This is a genomic window from Dactylosporangium sp. NPDC006015 (assembly GCF_040614215.1).
GTDB classification, from domain to species: domain Bacteria; phylum Actinomycetota; class Actinomycetes; order Mycobacteriales; family Micromonosporaceae; genus Dactylosporangium; species Dactylosporangium maewongense.
Genome location: NZ_JBEXUD010000004.1, coordinates 351617 through 370829, shown reverse-complemented (window position 1 = coordinate 370829; position 19213 = coordinate 351617). Strand labels below are relative to the sequence as shown.

The window sequence follows — 19213 nt, the reverse complement described above, 5'->3', positions numbered from 1 at the left end:
CCTACTCATCGGGTACACCCAGCTCAACACTCAAGTCCTAGCGTCCTAGGATGCCTTAGGCGACGTGGCTGTCGCCACGCCAGAACCAAACATGCCGCTGCGCGGCAGACTTCCGTTTTTCCTTGCTCAGGGACCGCTGCTCGGCGCCGTCTGTGGGCTCTGAGGGCTCTGTGGGCCGGAGCGTTGCGTGAGCGGGGACTGGCAGGCGACGACCGCTTCGAGGTGCCAGCCGAGGGGCTCGTGGGAGCGGAACGTGAGCACGGCGACGGTGTGGGCCTTGGCGTCGAACGCGATGTCGATGCGGTCGGGCTGTTCGTACACCGTGTGGAGGCCGGCGAGGAGGGCCTTGGAGCGGACGGTGGCCCAGGCGGTCGCGAGTTGTTCGGGGGTGCGGGTTTCGCGGCTGGTGGGGGCGGCGGTCGCGTAGGCGGCGGCGACGTGGGTGCCGGATGCGCACTGGAGGCGGCCCGCGGGGTCGGGGCCGGTGTCGCCGGAGCCGCCATCGATCGAGTTGATGAACAGGATGACGGCGGCCGCGGCGAGGCTTACTCCGAGCAGGCGCAGGAGGTTACGGCGCACTCACCCAGCGTAGGCGACGAGGGGGAGTTGTGCTTCGGCTCGCCATTTGGCGATGCCGGAGGCGGGGAGGGTGTCGATGGGGTCGTAGTACGGGTAGGTGCGGTCGAGGTCCATGGAGGAGTCCTCGATGCTGGTGCGGTAGTTCTTGGTCCAGTAGGTGATGCCGCGTTCGCGGTCGTAGTCGGTGACCATGTGGACCCAGCGTTTGCCGACGAAGGGGACGTCGCAGACGATGCGGGGGGTGGCGTAGCCGGGGAGGTAGCCCATGATGTCGTGCTGGAGCTGCTGGGCCTGCCAGACGGCGACGCGCCAGTGTTCGGCGTTGGGGATCATGTCGCACATGTAGAAGTAGTAGGGCAGGATGCCGGCTTCGCCTTGGAGGGCGAAGCAGAGGTCGAGCAGGTCGGCGGCGGTGGCGTTGACGCCGCGCATGAGGACGCCCTGGTTGCGGACGTCGCGGACGCCGACCTCGAGGGCGGTGTGGGCGGCGCGGGCGACGAGTGGGGTGAGGGATTGGGCGTGGTTGACGTGGGTGTGGATGGCGAGGTTGACGCCGCGGCGGGCGGCGGTGCGGGCGACGCGTTCGAGGCCTTCGACGACGGTGGGTTGCAGCCAGTGCTGGGGGAGGCCGGCGAGGGCTTTGGTGGCGAGGCGGATGTCGCGGATGGTGTCGATGTTGAGCAGTCGCATGAGGAAGGTTTCGAGCTGGGGCCAGGGGACGTTGGCGACGTCGCCGCCGGAGACGACGACGTCGCGGACGCCGGGTTGCCCCTTGAGGTAGTTGATCATCGCGTCGTAGCGGTCGACGGGTTTGAGGGTGAGTTTGAGTTTCGCGACTGATGGGGTGCTGTTGCCGACGAGGTCCATGCGGGTGCAGTGGCCGCAGTACTGGGGGCAGGTGGACAGCAGTTCGGCGAGGACTTTGGTGGGGTAGCGGTGGGTGAGGCCTTCGGCGACCCACATGTCGTGTTCGTGGAGTGAGTCGCGGGTGGCGTGGGGGTGGGAGGGGAAGTCGGTGAGCCGGTCGGAGGCGACGGGGAGCATGTAGCGGCGGACGGGGTCTGCGCGCAGGGTTTTGTCGGTGATCTCGCCGGTGGGGACCATGGTGTTGATCATGTGGGGTGGGACGAGCATCGACATGGTGGCCTGGGTGGCCTGGTCGAGTGCGAGGTCGTCGTAGAAGTCGGCGGTGATGAGGTCGCCGTAGACGGTGCGGAGCTGGTTGATGTTCTTGACGCAGTGGGCCCGCTGCCATTGGGCGGATTCCCATTCGTCGCGGGTGACGTCTCGCCAGCCGGGGAGGCGTCGCCAGTCCGGCTCGACGAGCTCGTGGCGTTGATACGCGTACGGCTGCACGACACACCTCCAGAAATCCTGCGCTAGAACTGTCACAGTAGCGAAAATTCTCCGGCTCTTCGAGTCTGGGCGGGAGGATCTTCTGTCTGTCATCCGGCTGGTCGGAAAACGGGACCCGCGGACATGACGGTCGGTCACGTCGCGACCCGCTTACGGTGGCGGTCCGCAACCGAACCGCACCCGAGGTCCTTGATGACTAACCGTTGGTCCATCCGCGCGAAGATCACGGCGATGCTGGCGATCCCGATCGTCATGCTCATCGCGATCTGGTTGTTCGCGGTGAGTTTCACCCTGCAGCCGGCACTCGACCTGCGGAACTCGAAGCTGGTCAGTGACAAGGTCACGGAGCCGGCCGAGGCGATGGTCGAGGAGCTGCAGGTCGAGCGGCAGCTGACGACGGTGTTCATCGCCGGCGGCCGCAAGAACAGCGTGGCGCTGCGGGAGCAGCGGGCGAAGACGGACGTGGAGGTCGCGGAGTTCCGTGACCTGAGCTCCGACAAGGACTTCCTGGCGGTGGCGAGCGAGGAGGCGAAGGAGGCGATCGCGACGTCGGTGAAGGCCGTGGACGGCCTTGCGGCGCTGCGGCAGCTCGCGGACACCTCGGGGCAGTCGAGTCAGGTGCGGCAGGCGTACTCGCAGATCATCACCGGCACGTACGGCATCGCGGAGTCGGTGACGAACCACCAGGACTCCGAGGTGACGGAGGAGGCGACGGGTGTGTTCGTGCTCGGCCTGTCCCGTGACCTGTTCTCGCAGGAGGACGCGCTGGTCACGGAGGCGGCGGTGAGCGGCGCGTACACGGCGCAGGCGCACACGGAGCTGGTGGCGTTGATCGGTCAGAAGCGGCTGATCCTGCCGTACGGTGTGACGCTGCTGCCGGCGGCGACGCAGGAGCGGTTCGGTGCGATCTCCGGTGGTCAGGCGATGTCGAAGCTGACACAGCTGGAGAACCAGCTGCTGGGGACGGCGCCGGGGTCGGCGGAGTCGGCGGGGATCGACCTGCAGGCGTGGCGGTCGGCGTTCGACCCGGTGAACGTGGAGCTGAAGAACTTCCGGGCGCAGGTGCAGCGGCACAACGTGCAGGCGGCGCAGGACGCGGCCGACGCGATCTTCTGGCGGCTGGGTGTCGCCGGTGTGCTGGGTCTGCTGGCGGTGGTGCTGTCGCTGCTGCTGTCGGTGCGGATCGGCCGGTCCCTGGCGAGGCGTCTGGACGGGCTGCGGGTCGCGGCGCTGGAGCTGGCGGACGAGCGGCTGCCGTCGGTGGTGTCGCGGTTGCGGCGGGGTGTGCAGGTGGACGTGGCGGTGGAGGCGCCGCCGTTGCGGCTGGGCACGGATGAGATCGGTCAGGTGGGTGAGGCGTTCAACTCGGTGCAGCGCACGGCGGTCGCGTCGGCGGTCGAGGAGTCGTCGGTGCGGCAGGGGATGAACGAGGTGTTCCTGAACATCGCCCGCAGGTCGCAGACGCTGTTGCACCGGCAGTTGTCGCTGCTGGACGGGATGGAGCGGCGGACGTCGGAGCCGGATGACCTGGCGGACCTGTTCCGGGTCGACCATCTGGCGACGCGGATGCGGCGGCACGCGGAGGACCTGGTGATCCTGGCGGGTGCGGCGCCCGGCCGGGGTTGGCGGAACCCGGTGTCGGTGATCGACGTGGTGCGTGGCGCGGTGTCGGAGGTCGAGGACTACGCGCGGGTGCAGGTGCAGCAGATCGGTGAGGGTGCGGTCGTCGGCCGGGCGGTCGGTGACGTGATCCACCTGCTGGCTGAGCTGATCGAGAACGCGACGGCGTACTCGCCGCCGCACACGCGGGTGAACGTGACGGGTCAGCTGGTCCCGAACGGTTTCGTGATCGAGATCGAGGACCGTGGGCTGGGGATGTCGGTGGAGGCGATCGCGGAGGCGAACCGGCGTCTGGTGGAGCCGCCGGAGTTCGACCCGGCGAACAGTGCCCGGCTGGGGTTGTTCGTGGTGGCGCAGCTGGCGGTGCGGCACGGGGTGCGGGTGGTGCTGCGGTCCTCGCCGTTCGGTGGGGTGACGGCGGTGGCGTTGCTGCCGACGGACCTCGTGGTGGCGCAGCCGTCGAAGGTGCCGTCGCCGTTGCCGCCGGGTGCGCCGGCGGACCTGTCGAACACGCATGAGTCGCGGGTGGTGGCGCGGGAGCCGTTCTCGTGGTTGCCGCACGACGGTGCCGGTGAGGGTGGGGAGCACACGCAGGTGCTGCCGGCGTCGTCGATCGGGCAGCGGCCCGCCTTGTCGGTGGTGCAGTCGGTGGTGCAGTCGGCGGCGGGTGGTGTACCGGATGGGCGGCGGTCTGGTCCGGGGCCGTTGCCGCGGCAGCGGCCGGCCGGCCGGGACGGTGGTGCGGGTGCGCCGGGTCCGCGGGCGGCGGCGGCCGCGGGTGAGGCGTCCGACGGGCCGCGGCCGGGGGGTCCGCGGGGGTTGCCGAAGCGGGTGCGGCAGCAGAGCCTGGCGCCGCAGTTGCAGCAGGACTCGACGGCGGCGGCTGACGTCGAGGACGTGGAGGCGCCGGAGGCGGGCCGGTCGCCGGAGCAGTTGCGGCGGATGATGTCGTCGTTCCAGGCGGGGACGGCGCGGGGCCGGCATGCGAGTGCCGGTGACAGCGATGACCAGAGCAGCACGGGCCGTGACGGGGTGGCGGGATGACGGCGGCGCAGGGAAGCAACATCGGGCTGAACTGGCTGCTTGACGACCTGGTGGATCGGGTGCCGTCGGTGCAGCGGTCGGTGGTGTTGTCGGTGGACGGGTTGATGATGGGCGCGTCGAAGGGCCTGTCGCAGGAGGATGCGGAGCATCTGTCGGCGGTCGCGGCGGGGTTCCAGAGTCTGGCGCGGGGTGCGGGGCGGCATTTCGGTGGTGGCCCGGTCCGGCAGACGATCATCGAGATGGAGTCGGCGTTCCTGTTCGTGACGGCGGCTGGTCGTGGTGCGTGTCTGGCGGTGCTCGCGGAGGCGGACGCGGACATCGGTCTGATCGCGTATGAGATGGCGATGCTGGTGCAGCGGGTGGGGCAGAACCTGTCGACGTCGGTGCGTCCGGCGGCCGGCGGATGACGACGCCGCCGGGCCGGCATGCGGCCGGTCAGCCGGACCGTGGTGATCCTGCCCGTGATCCCGGCCGTGATCCCGGCCGTGACCCCGGTCGTGACCCGGGCCGGGAGCTGGGTCTTGAGGTGGGCCGGGAGGTGCCGGGGCGGGCCGAGCAGCAGTGGGTCGAGCAGCAGTGGGCGGAGCAGCAGCGCGCCGACCAGTACCGGGCGACCTGGTCCGCGCAGGGCGCGCAGGGTGGGCCGGACGGGCAGTTCGAGCACGGCGGCGGGTCGGGGGAGCACACGTGGCCGGAGCAGCGGCGCGGTGACCTGTCGGCGGAGCCGTGGACGGACCACACGTGGGTGGACCGGGACGCGGGTCCGGTGGTCCGCCCGTACGCGATGACCGGTGGGCGGGTGACGCCGGTGTCGGGGTCGTTCGACGTGGTCGCGATGGTCGTGGCGAACCGGGCCGCGCTCGCCGACGTCGGGTACGGGCTGCAGCCGGAGCACCGGGCGATCCTCGCGTACGCGCGGGACCCCCTGGCGGTGGCGGAGCTGGCGTCGCACCTGGATCTGGCGTTGGGTGTCGTGCGGGTGCTGCTGGGTGACCTGCTGGGGCAGGGCCTGATCGAGATGTACCACCCTCCGGCGGCGGGCGAGTTGCCGAGCGAGAGCATCCTCAAGGCGGTGATCAATGGACTACGGGCGCTCTAGCCGGCCGGTTCCGACGGCGATCAAGATTCTGGTCGCGGGTGGGTTCGGGGCCGGGAAGACGACCCTCGTGGGTGCGGTGAGCGAGATCCGGCCGTTGCAGACGGAGGAGTCGCTGACGGCGGCCGGGGTCGGCACCGATGACCTGACCGGGGTGGAACGCAAGTCGACGACGACGGTCGCGATGGACTTCGGGCGGATCACGATCGGGCAGGACGTGGTGCTGTACCTGTTCGGGACGCCGGGTCAGGACCGGTTCTGGTTCCTGTGGGACGAGCTGGCGTTGGGTGCGTTGGGTGCGGTGGTGCTCGCGGACACGCGCCGGTTGGCGGACTGCTTCCCGTCGATCGACTACTTCGAGCGGCGGGGGACGCCGTTCGTGGTGGCGGTGAACTGTTTCGACGACGCGTCGTCGTACACGGAGGCGGAGGTGCGGGAGGCGCTGGATCTGGACGGGCATGTGCCGTTGCTGTTGTGTGATGCGCGGGACCGGGAGTCGAGCAAGGCGGTCCTGATCGGTCTGGTGGAGCATGTCCTGACCCTGTCCACAGCCCGTTCACGGTAGTATTTCCCGCACTGCGGCTGGTGCGCCGGAAAATCTTCGGCTAACTTGTGGCAGTGCGGGAAATGACTTCGCCTATCGGGTTGCATCGGGTTCTGGCACCGGCCGGGGTGCTGCCGCAGGCCGCCGACCGTCTCGACCCGGACCCGGTCATCGGCGCCGACGAGGTCCGCATCCGCGTCGAACGTCTCAACCTCGACGCCGCCTCGTTTCACCAGCTGCGCTCCGAGCACGGCGGCGACGGCGGCAAGGTCCGCGCCGCGGTCCTGGACATCGTCCGTAGCCGCGGCAAGATGCACAACCCGGTCACCGGCTCCGGCGGCATGCTCATCGGCACCGTCGACGCCGCCGGCCCCGCGTCGCCGCTCGGGCTGCGACCGGGTGACCGGGTCGCGACGCTCGTGTCGCTGACCCTGACCCCGCTGCACATCGCCGACGACCTCACCCGGTGGGACGGCCTGTCGGAGCAGGTCCCCTGCGACGGCCACGCCATCCTGTTCGCCCGTTCGATCGCCGCCGTCCTGCCCGCCGACCTGGACCCGCAGCTGTCCCTCGCCGTCCTCGACGTGTGCGGCGCCCCCGCCCTCGTCGCCCGCGTCGTCACCCAGGCCCTGCACGCCCGCACCGGGTCCACTGCCGGGCCTGCTGCCGGGGGGCTCGCCGCGCGGCCGTTGACGGTCGCGGTCCTCGGCGCCGCCGGCAAGAGCGGCTCCCTGTCCCTCGCCGCCGCCCACGACGCCGCCCGCACCTTCACCCACAACCCCACCGCCGGCGCGACGAACACGACCCGACAGGCCACCCCCTCCGTCCTGCCCGCCGTCAGCGGCGGAGCCGCCCCCACCGGACCGTCGGACGCCGCGAGCGCGACGGCCACCGCGACAACCTCCGACGCTGCCGGCGTTGCGGCGAGCGAAACCGGCGCACACTCCCCGGCAGGCGGTCACACCACGGTGGCCGGCAACGGCGGCAGGTCGTACACCGGCGGCGGCGGACAACCCGCGGCGCTGGTGCGGACCGTCGGGGTGGTCCGGGACGCGGCGGAACGGGACCGGCTCGCCGGCACAGGACTCGCCGACGCCATCGTCATCGCCGACGCCCGCGACGCCGTCGGGCTCGCCGCGGCCCTCGACGGAGCCGGTGGCGCGGCGGACGTCACCGTCGTGTGTGTCGACGTCCCCGGGTGTGAGCACGCCGCGGTCCTCGCCACCGCGGCCGGCGGGACCGTCGTGTTCTTCTCCATGGCGACGTCGTTCCCCGCGGCGGCGCTCGGCGCGGAAGGTCTCGCCGCGGACGTGACGATGCTCATCGGCAACGGTTACGTCCCGGGACATGCCGACTACGCACTGCGGCTGCTGCGATCCGACAGCGGTGTCCGGAACCTGTTCCAGGCGCGGTTGCGGGCCGAAGCACCGCCCGGGTTGGCAGACTGAGCCGCATGCGAACCCTCTTCCGTGGCGGCCGCGTCCACACCCCCGCCGACCCGTCCGCGACCGCGTTGCTCGTCGACGGTGCCACGATCGCCTGGCTCGGCCCCGACGCGGACGCGCCGACCCGGGCCGGGGGCAGCGTGGACCGGGTCGTGGACCTCGACGGTGCGCTCGTCACCCCGGCGTTCGTCGACGCGCACGTGCACACCACCGCGACCGGGCTCACCCTGCGCGGCCTGAACCTCGCCCGGACCAGGTCCAGGCAGCAGGTCCTCGACGCGGTCGCCGCGCACGCCGCGACCCTCCCCGCCGACGCGATCGTGATCGGGCACGGGTGGGACGAGTCAGGGTGGGCGGACCAGACGACGCCGTCGGCGGCGGAGCTCGACCGGGCCGGCGGAGGCCGGGCCGTCTACCTGTCCCGGACGTGTGTGCACGCTGCCCTCGTCTCGTCGAAGCTGCTCACCGACGACGTGAAGGTGACAGCGGGGTATGACAGTTCCGGGTGGCTGCGCCGCGACGCCCACCACCTCGTGCGGGAGGTCGCGTACGGGTCGGTGAGCCGGGCGCAGATCGTGGACGCGCAGCGGGCGGCGCTCACGCACGCGGCGTCGCTGGGGATCGCGTCGGTGCACGAGTGCGGCGGGCCCGGGACGTCCGGTGAGGACGACTTCGTCGCCGCGATGTCGCACGGGTTGTGGCTGCCGGAGGTGTACGGGCTGTGGGGTGAGCCGAACGCGGCGGCGAAGGCGAAGGAGCTGGGTGCGGTCGGCGCCGCCGGTGACCTGTACGCCGACGGTGCGCTCGGCGCCCGGACGGCGCATCTGAGCAGTGCGTACCTGGACGGGCGGGACGAGCACGGGCAGCGGGTGGATGAGCACGGGCACGGGTACCTGACGGCGGGGCAGGTGACGGAGCACGTCGTGGACTGTGTGCGGCACGGGATGCAGGGCGGGTTCCACGCGATCGGCGACCAGGCGATCGTGACGGTCCTGGACGGGTTCGCGGGTGCGGCGAAGCAGGTCGGGGTGGAGCGGATCCGGGCCGGCCGGCACCGGATCGAGCACGTGGAGCTGCTGGACAAGCAGGCGATCGCGCGGCTGGTGGACTTCGGGATCGTGGCGAGCGTCCAGCCGGCGTTCGACCGGTTGTGGGGTGGGGAACGCGGCATGTACGCGCAGCGGCTCGGGAAGGCGCGGTCGCTTGCTTCGAACCCGATCGGTGCGCTCGCCGGGGTGGGGGTGCTGCTGGCGTTCGGGTCGGACTCGCCGGTGACGGACCTGGACCCGTGGGGGTCGTGCCGGGCGGCGATGCGGCACCACAACCCGGTGCAGCGGATCGGGGCGAAGGCGGCGTTCGCGGCGCACACCCGCGGCGGGTGGCGGGCCGTCGGCATCGACGACGAAGGGGTCCTGAACCCCGGCTGGTCGGCGACGTTCGCGGTGTGGGACACAGCCGACGACATCAGTGAGGTGCTGCACACCGACAGCAACCCGCAGGCGCGGGTGACGGTGCTGCGGGGCCGGCCGATCCACTCCCGGCAGGAGCCGCGATGAGCAGGATGAGCAGCAGGAAGGTGAGCGCGCAGCGATGAGCGGCGGGAAACTGAAGCTCGACCAGCGAACCGTGAAGACGGCGCGCCGGCTGGCGGCGGCCGCGGGCCGGCCGGTCGTGGACCTGGCGCGCAGCCACACGACCGTGTCCGTGGAACGGGCCACGCTCAGGTTGGCGGGGATCACCGGCGCGGACCCAGACGGGATCCCGTGGGTGAACCGTCTCGTCGACGTCGTCCGGGACCAGGTCGGGCTCGGCGGTGGCGTGACGGGCCCGGTGTTCCAGGCGCTGACCGACGACGGGCACCAGGACCTGACGCTGCTCGCGCAGAAAGCCGCCGCCGGCAGCGTCACGTTCCGGGGCACGTTCCGGGCGGGGCCCGCCGGTACGGTGGCGAAACGGGCAGCGGTGAAAGCGGTGAAGACCGGGCTGACGCGGATCGACCGGCGGCGGGCGGAACGGGAACGGCTCATCCGGCGGCACGGGGACCCGAAGCAGCGGCCGTGGATCTACCTGATCGTCGCGACCGGTGACATCTACGAGGACATCCCGCAGGCGCAGGCGGCGGCGCGGGCCGGCGCGGACGTCATCGCCGTCATCCGGTCCACCGGGCAGTCGCTGCTGGACTACGTGCCGGAAGGCGCGACCCGGGAAGGGTTCGCCGGGACGTACGCGACGCAGGAGAACTTCAAGCTGATGCGGGCGGCGCTCGACGAGACGTCGAAGCAGGTCGGGCGGTACGTGCGGCTGACGAACTACGCGTCCGGGCTGTGCATGCCGGAGATCGCGGCGCTCGCCGGCCTGGAGCGGCTCGACATGATGCTGAACGACTCCATGTACGGGATCCTGTTCCGGGACATCAACCCGATCCGGACGTTCGTCGACCAGCGGTTCTCCCGGCAGATCCACGCCCGGGCCGGGATCATCATCAACACCGGTGAGGACAACTACCTGACGACCGCGGACGCGGTCGACGCCGCGCACACGGTGACGGTGTCGCAGCTGCTGAACGAGTACTTCGCGCACGAGGCGGGGCTGCAGGACTGGCAGCTGGGGCTCGGGCACGCGTTCGAGATCAACCCGGAGGTGCCGGAGTCGTTCCGGCTGGAGCTCGCGCACGCGCTGCTGGCGCGGGAGCTGTTCCCGGACGCGCCGCTGAAGTGGATGCCGCCGACGAAACACATGACCGGGGACGTGTTCCGCGGGAACCTCCTCGACGGGTTCTTCAACCTCGCCGGTGCGCTCACCGGGCAGGGGATCCTCCTCGTCGGGATGATGACGGAGGCGGTGGTGACGCCGTGGCTGTCGGACCGGGACATCGCGTTGCAGAACGTGCGGTACGTGCTGAACGCCGCCGGGAACCTGCACGAGGACTTCACGCCGGGCGCGTTCATCCGCGGCCGCGCGCACACGGTCCTCGATGAGGCGGTGACGTTGCTGCGGCAGATCGGGGAACAGGGGCTCCTGGCCGCGATCGGTGCCGGCACGTTCGGGATCATGCGGCGGCCCGCCGACCGCGGGAAAGGCCTCGACGGGGTCGCGGTCCGGGAGGCCGGGTACTGGAACCCGGCGATCGACCTGCTGGACGGGGGTGTGTGATGAGTGCGGTGATCCGCCCGTACGGCGACACGACCGGCGACGGGATGGTGCAGGTCAGTTTCACGCTGCCGCTGATCGCGGACAAGCGCGGCGAGGGCGCGGCGCTGCAGCTGGCGGGGAAGATGGGGATCGACCCGGCGATGGTCGTGCACGCGAAGCAGATCGGTGACGGGCACACGTTCTTCGTCGTGTACGGGCGGGTCAACCACCTCGTCGAACCCGGGAAGGTCGTCGTCGCCGAACGGGACTATCCGCTGCTGTCGGCGAAGGAGGTCAACGCCGGGATCCGGGCGAAGCTGCGCCGGAAACTCGTCGTCGTCGGTGCGTGCATCGGCACGGACGCGCACACCGTCGGGATCGACGCCATCCTCAACGTGAAAGGGATCGCCGGTGAGAAGGGCCTCGAGTACTACCGGGAGTGCCGGGTGGTGAACCTCGGCGCGCAGGTCGCCGTCCCCGCCCTGGTGGAGCAGGCGCGGGCGGAGAAGGCCGACGCGGTCCTCGTCAGTCAGGTCGTCACGCAACGCGACGCGCACCTGCACAACACGCGGGAGATGTCGGCGGCGTTCCGTGAGGCGTTCCCCGCGGCGCGGCGGCCGCTGCTGGTCGTCGGCGGGCCCAGGTTCGACGAGCTGCAGACCGCGGACCTCGGCGTCGACCGGATCTTCGGGCGGGGCACGACCCCGCGGGAGGTCGCGTCGTATCTCGTCCACGCGGTCGGTGCCCGGTGACTGGCCCGGTGACCGGCGCGGCGGTCGGGGTGACGGTGCTGCACCGCCGGTACGTGCCGTACTCGCACGCGCACTACGCGGGGAACCTCGTCGACGGCGCGTACAGCCTCGCGTTGTTCGGTGACGTCGCCACCGAACTGTGCATCCGCACCGACGGCGACGAGGGGTTGTTCGCCGGGTACAGCACGGTCGCGTTCCACGCGCCGGTCCGAGCCGGTGACGTCCTCGAGGTGACCGCGACGGTCGTCAGGGTCGGGACCCGGTCCCGGACCGTCGACTTCACGTGTCACGTCGTCTGCCGCGGTACCCCGGAAGCCGGCGCGTCGACAGCGGCCGTCGTCGACCCGCCGCTGCTGGCGGTGTCGGCGACCGGCACCGTGGTCGTCCCCGGCAGCTGAAGACCCCCGACATGACGCTCGTCGCTTGCCTGGACGTGGGGTCGACGGACACGAAACTCGCCGTCGTCGACGTCACCGACGGGACCCTGGTACGGACCGGGACGCACCCGACGACCCGTGGTGACGTCCTCGACGGCGTCGACGCGCTCCTCGCCGACGCCGGACCCGTGCAGGACGTGTACTGCTGCTCGTCGGCGGGTGGTGGGTTGCGGCTCGCCGTCGTCGGCTACGAGCACCTCGTGTCCGCCGACGCCGCGCACCGGGTCGCGTTGTCCGCCGGGGCGCGGGTCGTGCACGTCGCCGCCGGGCCGCAGACCCCGGCCGGGATCCGGCAGGTGCGGGCGGCGGCACCGGACGTGGTGCTGGTCGTCGGCGGCACCGACGGCGGCGACAGCGACGTGCTGCTGCACAACACGCGCCGGCTCGCCGCCGCCAGATGGCGGGTGCCGGTCGTCGTCGCCGGGAACGCCGACGTCCGCGACACCGCCGTCGAGCTGCTCACGGCGCGCAGGGTGCCGGCGGTCGGCGCCGGGAACGTCCTGCCGCGCATCGGTGTCGTCGACCCGGTCCCGGCCCGCGCCGCGATCCGGGACGTGTTCCTGCGGCACGTCATCGGCGGCAAACACCTGTCCCGCGGCCCCCGGTTCGGGCGGCTGGTGCGGATGGCGACCCCGGACGCGGTCCTCACCGGGGTGTCGCTGCACGCCGACACCACCGGCGGGGACCTGCTCGTCGTCGACGTCGGCGGGGCGACGACGGACGTGTACTCGGCGCTCGTCCCCGACGGTGCCGGGACCGCGGTCGCCGGCACCCTGTGGCGGGCCAGGACCGTCGAAGGGGACCTGGGGGTGCGGTGGAACGTCGACGGTGTCCACACCGCCGCCGCCCGGGAACACGTCGCCGTCGGTGACGGGCCGCTCGGCGTCGCCGCCGCCGCGACCGTGATCGCGGTGCGGCGGCACGCGCGCAGCGGACGGGACCTGCGTGACGTCGTGTCGGTCGTCGCGTCCGGCGGCGTGTTCCGGCACGCGGCACGGGCGGCGGCGGTCGCGGCGCTGCGGCCGGTGCTGACCGACCACGCCGGCGGGTGGGCGCTGCCACGGCACCCGACGGTGACCGTCGACGACCGGTACGTCCTCGCCGCCGCCGGGCTCCTCGCCGCCGACCACCCCGGCGCGGCGGCGTCGCTGCTCCGCGAGCACATACACAATGGGTGACGAAGAGCCGGTCGGCGGTCCTTCATCCGCAGCGGGTGAACTTCGGCGGGCGCCGTCCGACACACCGCGACCGACACACCCGACACGCCGACCGCGATGAATTACATCGCGTGCGACGGTTGACAGTCCCCCCGGGACAGCGCGTAACGTCTTTGCGTCCTACTTCGGCGCGGGTGACCACGGTTCGCTACTCCCCAACGCCCACTGATCGGACGTCCCCGCCAACCGGCGGGACGCCACCTGATCCAGCGGGCGGGGGTCGGCGGGGGCCGCGGGCCGGGCATCCACCGGTGTCAGGGCAGGGGGGTCACGCGACCAGTAGACAACGACACGGCCCGGGCAGCCAGCCCGCGCCGCGCCGGAACGAAGGCCGCGCCGTTCCCGACCTGCCCACCGGCCGGACAAAGGGCCTGGGAGCGCGGGGCGCGACTCCGGTCGCGCCCCGATTCAGCCCCTGCCGCGCAGCCCGGCACGACGCCCGTCAGGGCGCCGACAGCGCCCCGTACGGGGTGGGTCAGGGCCGGCGGTCACCGGCAACGGTCGCGAGGGTGTGGTGACGGCCGGTTCGGTTTCGGTCCGGACACAGTCCAGCCACATCCCAGCACATTCACAGCCGCCCGCGCCGCTGCGATGCCGTGTCCGGGGGCAGGTGGCCGCATAATTGGCGCCGCAGGCCGCGACGGCCCTGCACGCCCGCGCACCGGCGGCGGGCGCGGGTGACGACGGCCAGGAGAGTTGGCGCAGGTGACGTTGGTCAGCACCAGCAGCGCAGCGGACGGTTCCGACGAGGCGCCCGCCGCGCGTGTCCCCGCGGACCCGGACCCCACCCGCACCGCCCGGCCCCTGCCGTTGTGGGCCGCGGTGCTCCTCGCCGCGGTCGCCGGGCCTGTGATGCTCGTCGCGTTCCCGCCGTACGGGTGGTGGTGGGCGGCGCCGGTCGCGGTCGCGCTCGCCGCCGTGTCCGTCCACGGCCGTCGGCTGCGGGCCGGGTTCGGGCTCGGGACCCTCACCGGCGCGTTGTTCTTCACGCCGCTGCTGGAATGGACGAACCTGCACACCGGGATGGTCCCGTGGCTGCTGCTGTCGACGCTGCAGGCGCTGTTCATCGGGCTGCTCGGCGCGGCGACCGCATGGGTCAGCGGGCTGCGGGCCCGGCCGTGGGTGTGGGCGGCAGCGGTCGCGACGTTGTGGACGGCGCAGGAAGCGTTGCGGGACCGGGCACCGTTCGGTGGGTTCCCGTGGGGGCGGCTCGCGTTCTCGCAGGACACGTCGCCGCTGCTGCGGCTCGCCGCGGTCGGCGGGGCGCCGCTGGTCACGTTCGCGGTCGCGGTCACCGGAGCCCTCCTCGCCGTCCCGTTCGTCAAGACCGTCAGTACATCCCGCACCGCCGGTGAGGACACTGTCACCCGCGGGTGGTTCGAGCGGGTGAAACCAGCCGCCGGGCCGGTCGCCGCCGTGGTCGTCGTCGCCGGGGCGCTGCTCGTGCCCGTCCACCGGGCCACGGGCGCCGGCGTGTACGTGGCGGTCGTGCAGGGCAACGTGCCGCGGCTCGGCCTCGACTTCAACGAGCAACGCCGCGCCGTCCTCGACAACCACGTCCGGGCCACCGTCGAGCTCGGCCGGAAGGTCACCGAAGGCGGGGCACGGCGGCCCGACCTGGTCGTGTGGCCGGAGAACTCATCCGACATCGACCCGCTGCGCAACGCCGACGCCGCCGCCGCGATCGCGACCGCCGCCCGGGCCGTCGGGGTGCCGATCCTCGTCGGAGCCGTCCTCACCGACCCGGCCGTCGGGGTCGAGAACGCGGGGCTCGTGTGGGAGCCGGACGTCGACGCGGCCGGGAACCCGCGGCAGGGCGGCGTGTCCGCCCGGTACACGAAACGGCACCCGGTGCCGTTCGCGGAGACGATGCCGCTGCGGGACATCGCCCGGATGGTGAGCAAAGAGGTCGACCGGGTCTCCGACATGACCCCCGGCGACACGCCAGGCGTCCTGCGGGTCGGGCCCGCCGTCGTCGGTGACGTCATCTGCTTCGAGGTCGCCTACGACGGGCTCGTCCGTGACACCGTCACCGGCGGCGCGCAGCTGCTCGCCGTGCAGACGAACAACGCGACGTTCGACGAGGCCGAGGCCCGGCAGCAGCTGGCGATGGTCCGGTTGCGGGCGGTGGAGCACGGCCGGGACGCGTTGATGGCGTCAACCGTCGGGATCTCCGCGTTCGCGGACCCGTCCGGCGGGACCAGCGACGAGACCCGGTTCAACGAAGGTGCCGTCATCCTGCGGGAGCTGCACCTCGGGTCGGGCAGGACCGTCGCGACCACGGTCGGCGCCGGACCCGAATATGTGATCGTGATGCTGGGTATCGGGGCGTTGGTGGCCGCCGCCGCCGTCCGCAGACGCACCCGTCAGCACCCGGCAGCACCGACCGAGGAGGACGCGTGAACGAATACCCTGGGGTCGGTAGGGTCCTCGTCATCATCCCCACCTACAACGAGGCCGACAACATCCGGCCGATCGTGGACCGGGTCCGGACCGCCAACCCCGCCGTCGACGTGCTGATCGCCGACGACAACAGCCCCGACGGGACCGGCCGGATCGCCGACGAGCTCGCCGCCGCCGACCCGGGCGTGCACGTGCTGCACCGGCCGGGGAAGCAGGGGCTCGGCGCCGCGTACCTGGCGGGGTTCGCGTGGGGCACCGACCACGGGTATGACGCTGTCGTGGAGATGGACGCCGACGGCTCCCACGCGCCGGAGGAGCTGCCGCGGCTGCTGGACGCGCTCCGGGACGCGGACGTCGTCCTCGGGTCCCGGTACGTGAAAGGCGGCAAGACGGTCGGGTGGCCGTGGCACCGGCACCTGATCTCCCGCAGCGGCAACCTGTACGTGCGGATGGCGTTGGGGATGGCGTTGCGGGACGCGACCGGCGGATACCGCGCCTACCGTGTCCCCGTCCTCGACAAGATCGACATCGGGTCGATCGCGTCGCAGGGGTACTGCTTCCAGGTCGACCTCGCGTGGCGGTCCCACCGCAACGGGTTCCGCGTCCAGGAGGTCCCGATCACGTTCGCGGAACGGCAGCGCGGCCACTCGAAGATGAGCTCCAACATCGTCCGGGAAGCGTTGTGGCGGGTCACCGTGTGGGGGGCGTCGCACCGGTGGGCGGCGCTGCGCCGCGGCGTCGCCGGCGGCGGACCCCGCGACGCCCGCGCCGACGCCCGGCAAGGCGGCTGAGGAGCGTCCATGCGGAAACTGGGGTTCGCCGCCGCCGGAGCGTTCCTGCTGGTGATCGCCGAGATCGTCGTGTTCGTGCTGGTCGCGCACGCCATCGGCTGGTGGGTCGCGGTCCTCGCCGGGGTCGCCACCACGATCCTCGGTGGGGTGCTGCTGAAACGGGAAGGGGTCCGGGCGTGGCAGCGGCTGCGGACCGCGGTGAACGAGGGCCGGCCACCCGGCGGTGACGCCGGGACCGGCGTCGCCGGGCTCGCCGCGGCGCTGCTGCTGCTCGCCCCCGGGTTCATCACCGACACCGTCGGGCTGCTGCTGCTGATCCCGCCGGTCCGGACGTTCACCGGCCGGCGGATCCGGCAGGCGACCGAGTCACGGATCTCCGCCGCCGCGGCCGGTGACCTGTTCGGGCCCAGGATCGTGAAAGCGACCCGCGCCGACAACGGCACCGTCCCGACCCAGCCGGGTAGCGGGGAGGTGCTGCAGGGCGAGGTCATCGAAGGTGACGTGATCGACCCGCAGCACCGCCACCCCACGCCGTGACCGCCGTCCGCTGGTTCCCCGGGCCGGTTCGGTGAAGGCGCGGCCGGTCACCCTCGGAGGGCTCGCGTCCGACATCGCCGCGCGGATCGTCAAGGTGGGTGCGACCCGGGTCGCGGTCGACGGTGCGCCCACCGCCGCCCCGGAGACACTCGCCGGGCGGATCGTCGACGCCGTCCACGGCGACGGCGGGCACGCCGTCCACATCCCCGCCGGCGGGTTCCTGCGGCAGGCGTCGCTGCGCCTCGAACGGGGCCGGACGAACCCCGACGCGTACTACGAGGACTGGCTCGACCTGCGCGCCATCACCCGGGAAGTCCTCACCCCCGCCGCCCCCGGCGGGACCGGGCGGGTGCTGCCGTCACTGTGGGACCCCGTCACCGACCGGGCGACCCGCGCCCCCTACCTGGACCTGCCCGCCGGGACGGTCGTCGTCGTGTCCGGCACGATGCTGCTCGGCGCCGGCCTCGACTTCGACGTCACCGTCCACCTCACGCAGACCGCGGCCGCGATCGCCCGCCGCACCCCACCCGAGCTGCAGTGGACGCTGCCGGCGTTCCAGCGGTACCACGACGAGGCGATGCCGCACGAGTACGCCGACGTCGTCGTCCGCGCCGACGACCCCCGGCACCCGGCCGTCGTCCTGTGACCCCCGGGACTCCTGCGTTCCTGCCTGGGGTGCGGTTGTGCGAGGTGTTCTACACCGACGCGGTCCGGCCGCTGCTGGACGCGCACTACCCGGGGCCGCCGCACGCCGCGGCGAGGATCGGAAGTACCACGACCGGCCGTACGACGTGATCGACGCCGGACGGTACGCGGCGGCGCTCCACGACGCGATCAGCGACCCGGCGCTGCGGAAGCTGCCACCCGTCGGCGGGATCGACCAGTACGTCGACAACACCGACCTGCTGTGCACGCCGGCGCTGCGCCGGGCCGTCGCCGCCGCCGTCCTCGGGTCCCGCTGAACGTCCGGTCGGGGCACGGGCCGGACGCGGACGGGCTACCGTCGGCTACGTGAAGACGTTCTGGCTCGACCGCGACCGGGACCGGTACCTCACCGCCGTCCGGGACCGGGCCGCCGACTTCGCCGACACCATCGGCGACATCGCCCCCGTCGGGTTCGCGTGCGCCGCCTGGGCCGTCGCCACCCCGCCGCTGCTGGACCCCGGGTACGTGCGATGGCACCGGCGGGTCCTGTCCGCGATGTGCGTGCGGAACCCGTTCGACGGTGGGCTCACCGCCCGCGTCGAGCTGGTGTCGCCGCTGCCGGCGCCGCTGACCGTGTCCCGGACGTGGTGGCGGGACCGCGGGTGGCGCGGCTGGCCGGAACTGTTCGGGCAGTTCGTGCAGCCGTCCGCGCAGGACCTGTCCCGGCACCCGCACCTACGCGGCACCCTGCTGCTGGAAACGCCGCTCCCACTGGACGGGCTGCCGGTCCCGACGGAGAACCGGCACATCGACGCCGCCGCCGAACGGGCCGTCGCCGTCCTCGTCCGGCACCTCGACGACGTCGTCCGGCCCGTCGTCGAACAACTCGACACCGACCGCGCGGCACGCTAAAAATCCCAGTTGTGTCCCGGCGGGCGAATCGGCATGGTCCAGTGATGCCCCGCCGCTTCGACACCCGGCAGCTCACCGGCGACGACTGGCAGCTGAAGCGGCAACTGCGGCTCGCGGCGCTGCTGGACAGCCCGGACGCGTTCGCCAGCAGCCACCTGCGGGAAGCGGCCCGGTCCGAGGCCGAATGGCGGGACTGGCCACGGCACGGCAGCTACTTCGCGGCGTTCGACGGCCCCGACCCCGTCGGGATCGCGTGCGGGTGGATCACGCCCGGCGCGCCGGACGTCGCGCACCTGATCAGCATGTGGGTGTGCCCCGCCGCGCGGGGTCGTGGGGCCGCCGGGCGGCTCGTCGCCGCCGTCACCGGATGGGCGCGCGGGCAGGGCACCTGCCGGGTCGAGCTGGAGGTCGCCGGCGGGAACACCGCGGCGCTGCGCACGTATGCGCGGGCCGGGTTCACCATCGCCGGCCGGGACCCGTTCACCGCCGGCGGGGCCGTCCTGGAGCTCCCACTCGCGTAGGACTTCCGCTTCCCGCGTGTCGCTCTTGTACTGGTTCGTCCGGTTAACGAGGCACGCCGGCGGGCGTCACGGGCTGCCCTAAAGTCGTCCAGCCTTTGGCTGAAAGGCTGACGCGTTTTGCGCATTTTGGGGCTTTCAACTACATAGTGTTACCGCGTCATCACGACATGAGGGGGAGTCAG

Annotated in this window: 18 protein-coding genes and 2 pseudogenes; 18 read left to right on the top strand and 2 right to left on the bottom strand. The window is 72.3% G+C overall.

Going from position 1 to position 19213, the window contains the following annotated elements; genetic code table 11:
* Positions 1-126 precede the first annotated feature (126 nt).
* Positions 127-579: a hypothetical protein gene (locus tag ABZ321_RS10275; protein ID WP_354890738.1), complete on the bottom strand. Its 453-nt coding sequence runs from the start codon at positions 577-579 to the stop codon at positions 127-129.
* A complete protein-coding gene (locus tag ABZ321_RS10270) occupies positions 580-1983 on the bottom strand; it encodes a lysine 2,3-aminomutase (RefSeq protein ID WP_344505254.1) in 1404 nt (467 codons plus the stop codon).
* Positions 1984-2127: 144 nt separating this feature from the next.
* Here ABZ321_RS10270 and ABZ321_RS10265 point away from each other — a divergent pair, with 144 nt between their 5' ends.
* The 18 genes and pseudogenes from ABZ321_RS10265 (at position 2128) to ABZ321_RS10180 (ending at position 19031) form a co-directional block, all read left to right on the top strand.
* Positions 2128-4599: a nitrate- and nitrite sensing domain-containing protein gene (locus ABZ321_RS10265; RefSeq protein WP_354890737.1), complete on the top strand. Its 2472-nt coding sequence runs from the start codon at positions 2128-2130 to the stop codon at positions 4597-4599.
* The gene (locus ABZ321_RS10260) at positions 4596-5006 is read left to right on the top strand and encodes a roadblock/LC7 domain-containing protein (protein WP_344504941.1); all 411 of its coding nucleotides are present in this window, start codon (positions 4596-4598) and stop codon (positions 5004-5006) included. Before ABZ321_RS10265 ends, ABZ321_RS10260 begins: the two co-directional genes overlap by 4 nt.
* Positions 5007-5383: 377 nt before the next feature.
* A complete protein-coding gene (locus tag ABZ321_RS10255) occupies positions 5384-5698 on the top strand; it encodes a DUF742 domain-containing protein (protein ID WP_344505253.1) in 315 nt (104 codons plus the stop codon).
* Complete coding sequence (locus ABZ321_RS10250; RefSeq protein ID WP_344504939.1) at positions 5679-6260, top strand: ATP/GTP-binding protein; 582 nt, start codon at positions 5679-5681, stop codon at positions 6258-6260. The genes ABZ321_RS10255 and ABZ321_RS10250 overlap by 20 nt, the downstream gene beginning before the upstream one ends.
* A 62-nt stretch (positions 6261-6322) precedes the next feature.
* A pseudogene (locus tag ABZ321_RS10245) lies at positions 6323-7006 on the top strand (zinc-binding alcohol dehydrogenase); the annotation flags it as partial.
* Positions 7007-7267: 261 nt separating this feature from the next.
* Positions 7268-7687: pseudogene (locus ABZ321_RS10240) on the top strand (zinc-binding alcohol dehydrogenase); the annotation flags it as partial.
* The gene (locus tag ABZ321_RS10235) at positions 7684-9240 is read left to right on the top strand and encodes an amidohydrolase family protein (RefSeq protein ID WP_354890799.1); all 1557 of its coding nucleotides are present in this window, start codon (positions 7684-7686) and stop codon (positions 9238-9240) included. The pseudogene ABZ321_RS10240 and the gene ABZ321_RS10235, both read left to right, overlap by 4 nt.
* Before the next feature lie 34 nt (positions 9241-9274).
* Positions 9275-10837, top strand: a complete 1563-nt coding sequence (locus tag ABZ321_RS10230) for a lysine 5,6-aminomutase subunit alpha (RefSeq protein ID WP_354890736.1) — start codon at positions 9275-9277, stop codon at positions 10835-10837.
* Positions 10837-11568: an OAM dimerization domain-containing protein gene (locus tag ABZ321_RS10225; protein ID WP_354890735.1), complete on the top strand. Its 732-nt coding sequence runs from the start codon at positions 10837-10839 to the stop codon at positions 11566-11568. The genes ABZ321_RS10230 and ABZ321_RS10225 overlap by 1 nt, the downstream gene beginning before the upstream one ends.
* An 8-nt stretch (positions 11569-11576) precedes the next feature.
* Positions 11577-11966, top strand: a complete 390-nt coding sequence (locus tag ABZ321_RS10220; RefSeq protein ID WP_354890798.1) for a hotdog domain-containing protein — start codon at positions 11577-11579, stop codon at positions 11964-11966.
* A gap of 11 nt (positions 11967-11977) precedes the next feature.
* Positions 11978-13183, top strand: coding sequence for a glutamate mutase L (locus ABZ321_RS10215; RefSeq protein WP_354890734.1), 1206 nt, complete (start codon positions 11978-11980; stop codon positions 13181-13183).
* 843 nt (positions 13184-14026) lie between these two features.
* A complete protein-coding gene (lnt, locus tag ABZ321_RS10210) occupies positions 14027-15625 on the top strand; it encodes an apolipoprotein N-acyltransferase (RefSeq protein WP_354890797.1) in 1599 nt (532 codons plus the stop codon).
* Positions 15622-16416, top strand: a complete 795-nt coding sequence (locus tag ABZ321_RS10205) for a polyprenol monophosphomannose synthase (RefSeq protein ID WP_354890733.1) — start codon at positions 15622-15624, stop codon at positions 16414-16416. The genes lnt and ABZ321_RS10205 overlap by 4 nt, the downstream gene beginning before the upstream one ends.
* A 9-nt stretch (positions 16417-16425) precedes the next feature.
* On the top strand, positions 16426-16953 hold the full coding sequence (locus ABZ321_RS10200) for an FxsA family protein (RefSeq protein ID WP_354890732.1): 528 nt from the start codon (positions 16426-16428) through the stop codon (positions 16951-16953).
* A 31-nt stretch (positions 16954-16984) separates the two neighbouring features.
* Entirely contained in the window at positions 16985-17599 is a 615-nt protein-coding gene (locus tag ABZ321_RS10195; protein WP_354890731.1) for a uridine kinase, read from the top strand.
* A gap of 145 nt (positions 17600-17744) precedes the next feature.
* Entirely contained in the window at positions 17745-17915 is a 171-nt protein-coding gene (locus tag ABZ321_RS10190) for a hypothetical protein (protein WP_344504929.1), read from the top strand.
* Between the two features lie 49 nt (positions 17916-17964).
* On the top strand, positions 17965-18510 hold the full coding sequence (locus tag ABZ321_RS10185; protein ID WP_354890730.1) for a hypothetical protein: 546 nt from the start codon (positions 17965-17967) through the stop codon (positions 18508-18510).
* A gap of 44 nt (positions 18511-18554) precedes the next feature.
* Positions 18555-19031, top strand: coding sequence for a GNAT family N-acetyltransferase (locus ABZ321_RS10180; RefSeq protein WP_354890729.1), 477 nt, complete (start codon positions 18555-18557; stop codon positions 19029-19031).
* Positions 19032-19213 lie beyond the last annotated feature (182 nt).

Excerpts from the sequence above, each read along its gene's own strand:
- ABZ321_RS10180 (WP_354890729.1), top strand. The coding sequence starts at position 18,555 with ATGCCCCGCCGCTTCGACACCCGGCAGCTCACCGGCGACGACTGGCAG.
- ABZ321_RS10225 (WP_354890735.1), top strand. The coding sequence starts at position 10,837 with ATGAGTGCGGTGATCCGCCCGTACGGCGACACGACCGGCGACGGGATG.
- ABZ321_RS10260 (WP_344504941.1), top strand. The coding sequence starts at position 4,596 with ATGACGGCGGCGCAGGGAAGCAACATCGGGCTGAACTGGCTGCTTGAC.
- ABZ321_RS10255 (WP_344505253.1), top strand. The coding sequence starts at position 5,384 with ATGACCGGTGGGCGGGTGACGCCGGTGTCGGGGTCGTTCGACGTGGTC.
- ABZ321_RS10215 (WP_354890734.1), top strand. The coding sequence starts at position 11,978 with ATGACGCTCGTCGCTTGCCTGGACGTGGGGTCGACGGACACGAAACTC.
- ABZ321_RS10250 (WP_344504939.1), top strand. The coding sequence starts at position 5,679 with ATGGACTACGGGCGCTCTAGCCGGCCGGTTCCGACGGCGATCAAGATT.
- ABZ321_RS10230 (WP_354890736.1), top strand. The coding sequence starts at position 9,275 with ATGAGCGGCGGGAAACTGAAGCTCGACCAGCGAACCGTGAAGACGGCG.
- ABZ321_RS10265 (WP_354890737.1), top strand. The coding sequence starts at position 2,128 with ATGACTAACCGTTGGTCCATCCGCGCGAAGATCACGGCGATGCTGGCG.
- ABZ321_RS10200 (WP_354890732.1), top strand. The coding sequence starts at position 16,426 with ATGCGGAAACTGGGGTTCGCCGCCGCCGGAGCGTTCCTGCTGGTGATC.